The organism is Intrasporangium chromatireducens Q5-1 (assembly GCF_000576575.1).
GTDB lineage: Bacteria > Actinomycetota > Actinomycetes > Actinomycetales > Dermatophilaceae > Intrasporangium_A > Intrasporangium_A chromatireducens.
Window position 1 is genome coordinate 1 of the sequence record NZ_AWQS01000295.1, and the last position, 4,048, is coordinate 4,048.

Consider the following 4,048-nt stretch of genomic DNA (forward strand, 5'->3'; position numbering starts at 1 on the left):
TCGTCGGTTGGTGGCCCTTCGACGGTCAGGGGGCGGCGGTGCCGCGGAGCGTCTGGCTGGGCAGCTGGCCGTACTCGGCGCGGTACAGGGTCGCGAACCGGCTGGGGCTGGGGAAGCCCCACCGGGCGGCCACCCGCGTCACGGTGGTCCCGCCGTCGGGTGAGGCGTTGCGCAGCTCCTCGTGGGCCCGGTCGAGCCGCACCCGGCGCAGCTGGGCCATCGGCGTCGTGTCGAGGTGGCGGCGGAAGGCGAGCTGGACGGCGCGCACCGTGACGCGGGCCGCCTGGGCGATGTCCTCGACCCCGATCTCCAGGTCGGCGTTCGACTCGATGAAGGCGAGAGCCCGCCGGACCGTCTCAGGGGTTGCGTCGGTGCGGTCGGCGGGCCGCTGGTCGAGGACCGACGTGTTGGGGAACGTCGCGAGCGCCGTGGCGGCGAGGAGCCGGCCGGCGCTGCCGATGACGAGCAGCGAGGCGGCGGCCTCCTCGTTCGTGATGCTCTCGGTCACGAAGCCGACGGTCTGGAGCCATTGTCGGGCCGCCGCCGCGGAGATCGGGCGATGCCCGGTGAAGCGGACCCGGCGAACGCGCGCCTCGGGGTCGCCGGCGGCGACGCGCTGGATCAGCTCGCCGGTCACCGTCACGACGAGGGCGCCCGCGTCGTTCCAGCGGCACCAGTGACCGACGTCGAGGTCGCCGAGGATGACGACGTCGCCGATCCCGAACCGGTCGGCGACCCGGCGCTGACGCCAGTCGATCGAGCCACTTTGGACCCGGGCGATGGTGAGCACGTCGTGCGGCTCGACGCTCACACTGACGCCGCCGAGCTCGACGTCGTCGATGCCGTACGTGCCGGCATGGAGACCCTCGATCCGCAGGTGCAGGTCGCGCCGCTCCCCCCGGACGGCGAGGCCTGGGCCGAAGGTCCGCTGCAGGTACTCCCCCACCCGGGACGGATCGGTCGTCGCGAAGCTCCTGCGCCGCGGCGGCGCGTGCGAGAGGGCGCCCTCCGGCAGCACGGCCTGCTGCTCGAGAAGTCGCTGCTCGACGCGATCCCTCACCACGCGATCCCTCACCACGCGATCCCTCACGACGCCCCCCTCATGACGAGGTGCGACGGACGGATCCCCCCGACAACGTCCTCCCGCCTGCCCCTTGGCGCTGGTACTCATTGTGCGGGACGCCGGGCAGGGCCGCGAGGCATACCGTTTCGCCGCCGCGAACCGTAGTCTCGGTGGATGGGCGGACTCCTGGCCCTCTCCCGGAGGGCCCGCCTCGTCGTCGCCGTCGCGTTGCTCGTGCTCGCCGGGCTCGTGCTCGTCGTGGCCGCCCGGCCGGAGGGACCGGCGCCGTTGACCGCCCACGACGTCGACACCGCCGTCCAGCGCGGGATCACGGCGCAGGCCGAGGCGCAGGCCCGGGCCCCGGCCGACGCGAGCATCGCGTACTCCGCGATCCAGCCCTCACTCGTGCTCGTCACCGCGGTCACGGCGACGGGCAAGGACACCGGTGCCGGCGTCATCGTCGCGTCGAGCGGGCTCGTCCTGACCGCGTTCCACGTCATCGACGGGGCGAGCACCATCACCGTGTCCTACGCGGACGGGACGAGCTCCCCCGCCAGGCTGGGCCGCTCACAACGCGACCACGACGTCGCCACCCTCGTGCCGGAGCGGCTCCCCGAGATCGTCGTGCCGGCGGTCCTCGGCGGAGCACTCACGGTCGGCGCGCCGGTCTTCGCCGTCGGGCACCCGCTCGGCCTGACCGACTCCCTGACGGCCGGGGTCGTCTCTGCGCTCGACCGGACGGTCCAAGTTCCCGGCAACCGCGAGCTGCAGCACCTCATCCAGTTCGACGCGGCGGTCAACCCCGGCAGCTCGGGCGGCCCGCTCCTCGACCGGGCCGGCCACGTCGTCGGCATCGTCACCGGCCTGGCCGACCCCACGAACGAGAGCCGCTTCTCCGGCATCGGCTTCGCCGTGCCCATCGCCACCGCGGGCGCCGCCGCCGGAGGACCGGCCCGCTGACGCAGCCACCCCACCCGACCGAAGGAGCGCCATGGACACCGACACCAGCCGCACCCTCGAGCGCGCCCTCTACGAGGTCAAGCGCACCATCGTCGGCCAGGACGTCCTACTCGAGCGGCTCTTCGTCGCGCTGCTGGCCCGCGGCCACGTCCTCGTCGAGGGCGTGCCCGGCCTGGCCAAGACACTCGCCGTCAAGACCGTCGCCCGCGTCATCGGCGGGGAGTTCCACCGGATCCAGTTCACGCCCGACCTCGTCCCGGCCGACCTCGTCGGCACACGCATCTACAACCAGCGGGACGGCGAGTTCCAGGTGGCCCTCGGCCCGGTCTTCGCCAACCTCGTCCTTGCCGACGAGATCAACCGCGCGCCGGCGAAGGTGCAGAGCGCCCTGCTCGAGGTCATGGAGGAACGGCAGGTGACGATCGGCCGGCAGACCTACCCGGCGCCGGAGCCGTTCCTCGTCATGGCGACCGAGAACCCGATCGAGTCCGAGGGGACCTATCCCCTGCCCGAGGCCCAGGTCGACCGGTTCATGCTCAAGGTGCTCGTCGACTACCCCTCCCCGGCCGAGGAGTTCGTCATCGTCGAACGCATGGTCGCCGGGCTGCCCGACACGGGCGCGGTCCTCAGCCCGGAGGCGGTCGCGCAGCTGCAGACGCACGTCGAGACCGTCTACGTGGACCCGAGCGTCATCGAGTATGCCGTTGAGCTGGCTTCCGCGACGCGCGCACCGTCCCGCGTCGGTCGGGACGACCTCGCCCGCTTCGTCACCTATGGCGCCAGCCCCCGGGCGTCGATCAGCCTCGTCCTCGCGGCCCGGGCCCTGGCGCTGCTCCGGGGCCGCGACCACGTCCTGCCGACCGACGTCCGGGAGCTGGCGCCCGACGTGCTGCGCCACCGGGTGGTCCTCTCCTACGAGGCGCTCGCCGACGACCTGCAGCCCGATGACGTCATCCGGCCGATCATCGGCGCCGTCCGGGTGCCGGCCACCCCGCTCGGCGAGCGGCCGACGGGCAGCGAGCTGAGCGGCATACGGCAGGAGGGGACCGAGCCGTGGACGCCCCCGGCACGCTGACCGCGGAACGGCTGCTGCGACGTCTCGAGTGGCGCGTCGTGCGGCGGCTCGACGGGCTGCTCCAGGGCGAGCACCGCAGCCTCTTCCGGGGGACCGGGGTCGACTTCACCGACCTGCGCGAGTACGAGCCGGGCGACGACCTGCGGCACATCGAGTGGAACGTCACCGCACGGCTCGACACGCCGTTCGTGCGCGAGTACGTCGAGGACCGGGAGGTGACGACCTGGCTGCTGCTCGACGTGTCCCGGTCGATGGCGTTCGGGCCCGTCGACCGGCAGAAGGACCGGGTCATGACGGAGGTCGTCGCGGCGGTCGCCGTCATCATGGCGCGCGGCGGCGGACGGGTCGGGGCCGTGCTCTTCGACAGCACGGTGCGCCGGATCGTCCCGCCGCGGACCGGTCGACGACACGTCCTGCGGATCGTGCAGGACCTGCTCCACCCGGCTGCCGGCACGCCGGAGGTGACCGACCTCGCCGGCGCGGTGCGGGCACTTGACGGACTCGCGCGCCGGCGCTCCCTCGTCGTGCTCGTCACCGACTTCGTCAGCCCGGGTGACTGGGCAGGCGCACTGGGGCGGCTCGGCCGGCGGCACGAGGTCGCCGCGCTGCAGGTGACCGACCCTCGCGAGGTCGACCTGCCCGCGGCCGGGATGCTCTACGTCGAGGACGCCGAGACCGGCGAGCAGATCTTCGTCGACTCGGACGACGCCGCCTTCCGGAGCCGGCTCCGCACGGTCGCGCTCGAGCGGCGGGCCGAGGTGGCCGCGGCGTGCCTGCGCGCGGGGGTCGACCTGCACGTCGTCTCGACCGACGAGGACCTCGTGCGTGCCCTCGTGCGGGTCGCATCGCTCCGCCGGAGGCGGCGATGACCTTCGCCTGGCCGTGGGCGCTGGTCGGCCTCGTCGCCGTGCCGGCTCTCGCGGTCGCGCTGCGGCGGCTGCGCCGGGTGC

The 4,048-nt window shown here is 73.7% G+C and carries 4 protein-coding genes; 3 read left to right on the forward strand and 1 reads right to left on the reverse strand.

Annotated elements, in window-relative coordinates:
• Positions 1–25: 25 nt before the first annotated feature.
• Positions 26–1,060 carry a helix-turn-helix transcriptional regulator gene (locus tag N864_RS19825; protein WP_051518839.1) on the reverse strand — a complete coding sequence of 345 codons (1,035 nt, stop codon included), beginning with the start codon at positions 1,058–1,060 and terminating at the stop codon, positions 26–28.
• A gap of 177 nt (positions 1,061–1,237) precedes the next feature.
• On the opposite strand from N864_RS19825, the gene N864_RS19830 reads away from it, so the two are divergent.
• From N864_RS19830 to N864_RS19840, 3 genes are read left to right on the forward strand one after another with little or no spacing between them, the layout of a single operon-like run.
• Positions 1,238–2,023: a S1C family serine protease gene (locus N864_RS19830; RefSeq protein ID WP_051518840.1), complete on the forward strand. Its 786-nt coding sequence runs from the start codon at positions 1,238–1,240 to the stop codon at positions 2,021–2,023.
• A 31-nt stretch (positions 2,024–2,054) separates the two neighbouring features.
• Positions 2,055–3,098, forward strand: coding sequence for an AAA family ATPase (locus N864_RS19835; RefSeq protein ID WP_051518841.1), 1,044 nt, complete (start codon positions 2,055–2,057; stop codon positions 3,096–3,098).
• A complete protein-coding gene (locus tag N864_RS19840) occupies positions 3,077–3,967 on the forward strand; it encodes a DUF58 domain-containing protein (protein WP_034721410.1) in 891 nt (296 codons plus the stop codon). Before N864_RS19835 ends, N864_RS19840 begins: the two co-directional genes overlap by 22 nt.
• The last annotated feature ends 81 nt before the right edge of the window (positions 3,968–4,048 follow it).

Coding starts and splice junctions, on each gene's coding strand:
- N864_RS19830 (WP_051518840.1), top strand. CDS start 1,238: ATGGGCGGACTCCTGGCCCTCTCCCGGAGGGCCCGCCTCGTCGTCGCC.
- N864_RS19835 (WP_051518841.1), top strand. CDS start 2,055: ATGGACACCGACACCAGCCGCACCCTCGAGCGCGCCCTCTACGAGGTC.